Origin of the sequence: Moorena sp. SIO3B2, from assembly GCF_010692525.1 — a bacterium.
Lineage (GTDB): Bacteria > Cyanobacteriota > Cyanobacteriia > Cyanobacteriales > Coleofasciculaceae > Moorena > Moorena producens.
The window spans coordinates 1-1,367 of the sequence record NZ_JAAHHE010000166.1 but is presented as its reverse complement, the minus strand read 5'-3'; the positions used below and the strand labels follow the sequence as shown (position 1 = coordinate 1,367).

General features: G+C 39.8%; 2 protein-coding genes. Both read left to right on the top strand.

What is annotated here, in order from left to right; all coding sequences use genetic code 11:
* The coding region (locus F6K38_RS25455; RefSeq protein WP_287357888.1) for a 2Fe-2S iron-sulfur cluster-binding protein at window positions 1-204 on the top strand (204 nt) is incomplete at its 5' end.
* A 506-nt stretch (window positions 205-710) separates the two neighbouring features.
* Window positions 711-914: a hypothetical protein gene (locus F6K38_RS25450; protein ID WP_008190940.1), complete on the top strand. Its 204-nt coding sequence runs from the start codon at window positions 711-713 to the stop codon at window positions 912-914.
* The last annotated feature ends 453 nt before the right edge of the window (window positions 915-1,367 follow it).

Sequence of the window (1,367 nt, the reverse complement as noted above, 5' to 3'; positions counted from 1 at the left end):
ATCCTAGATGTGGCGGAACAAGAAGGGGTGCCATTACCAAGTGGTTGCCGCATGGGAGCCTGTGGTGCTTGTAAGCGCAAGCTTATAGAAGGGAAGGTAGAGTATGATGAACAGCCTGACGCTCTGGAAGACGAGGAACGGCAGCAAGGGATGATTTTAACTTGTGTGGCTCGTCCTGTAGGACGAGTAGTGGTTAGCGCATAAACATCTCAAGTCAACGGTTCAATAATGAATCTAGCTTACTACTGATTCAGGTCAATAAAGCTGAAACAGAACAGGGAAAAGGTTTTATAACAGTTCAAATTTCGCCAAATACCTTTTCCCTAGCTGAAATCCCCGCAATTTTGGGGAGTTATAGCAGAAGTCAGAAGTCAGAAGTAAAACTCTTGCGCTTACAAAGGGTGTGAGACTTTTGTCATGTCCTAACTGCCCTGGCGACTGCTATATTACTCAAAATACGAACTCTGTGAAGATTGTGACAATTAGGTGAACAAAACCTGAGGATTTGTGAAAACTACTGGTCGTTATCAGTAACTCTGATTATGACCAGGGATTTTTCCTGTGAAAATACGAGACTAATTTGTGAAGATCATGACCATGAGGTTGGCCAAATCGAATCAATAACAGAAACGTGATTAATAAGTGCTACCAACTTAAGGCAGTAAACCTGATCTAGCGATGGTTTTGGCCTCTGGGATATTGAGCTAATTATGGTCAGAATTTTGTCCCGGTTTACCCTGGTAGCGGTAACTCTAATCATGACGATTCCCAGTTTCTGTGAAACTTGTGAAAATATGGATATCTTTTATGAAGATTTCTTAAAGTTACCAAGAAGTTTACTGATGAGGATTGACGTTGTTTGTGAAAATACGGATGATAACTGTGAAGGATTTAAATCTAGCCAAAAATTTTGACCTATGTGTCAAGTACCGAGAACTCCCAAAGACTCTGATTAATCAACCAGATCTAAGGAATTTATGCTCAGAGTTCCTAGTCTGTTCAGGGTAAACGCATCTAATTTTATGACTTATATATAGTGTTTATTGAATTCACAAAACACTATATGTGTAAAATGCCTTGTCAACAACCACAATAATGCAGAATTTATTGATAATTTTTTTCGATTTTTTTTGATTATTGAGAATTATTACGAATTAATTGACAAGATGCGTTGACCATGCTACTCTAATATGGGTCTTATTTGAATCTATTTTGGAACTTGATTCAACGGCAAGACATCAGTGTTTTTACCTGTAGTGTAAGCATATGCGCTACAGATGGTGCTACTTGAGGTGCCGTCAGCCGTCAGCCGTCAGCCGTCAGCCGTTTGCCAATGGCTGATAGCTGAATGCTGATAGCTGAATGCT

Bases quoted from the DNA above. Each gene is read 5' to 3' on its own strand.
- F6K38_RS25450 (WP_008190940.1), top strand. From the start codon at position 711: ATGGTCAGAATTTTGTCCCGGTTTACCCTGGTAGCGGTAACTCTAATC.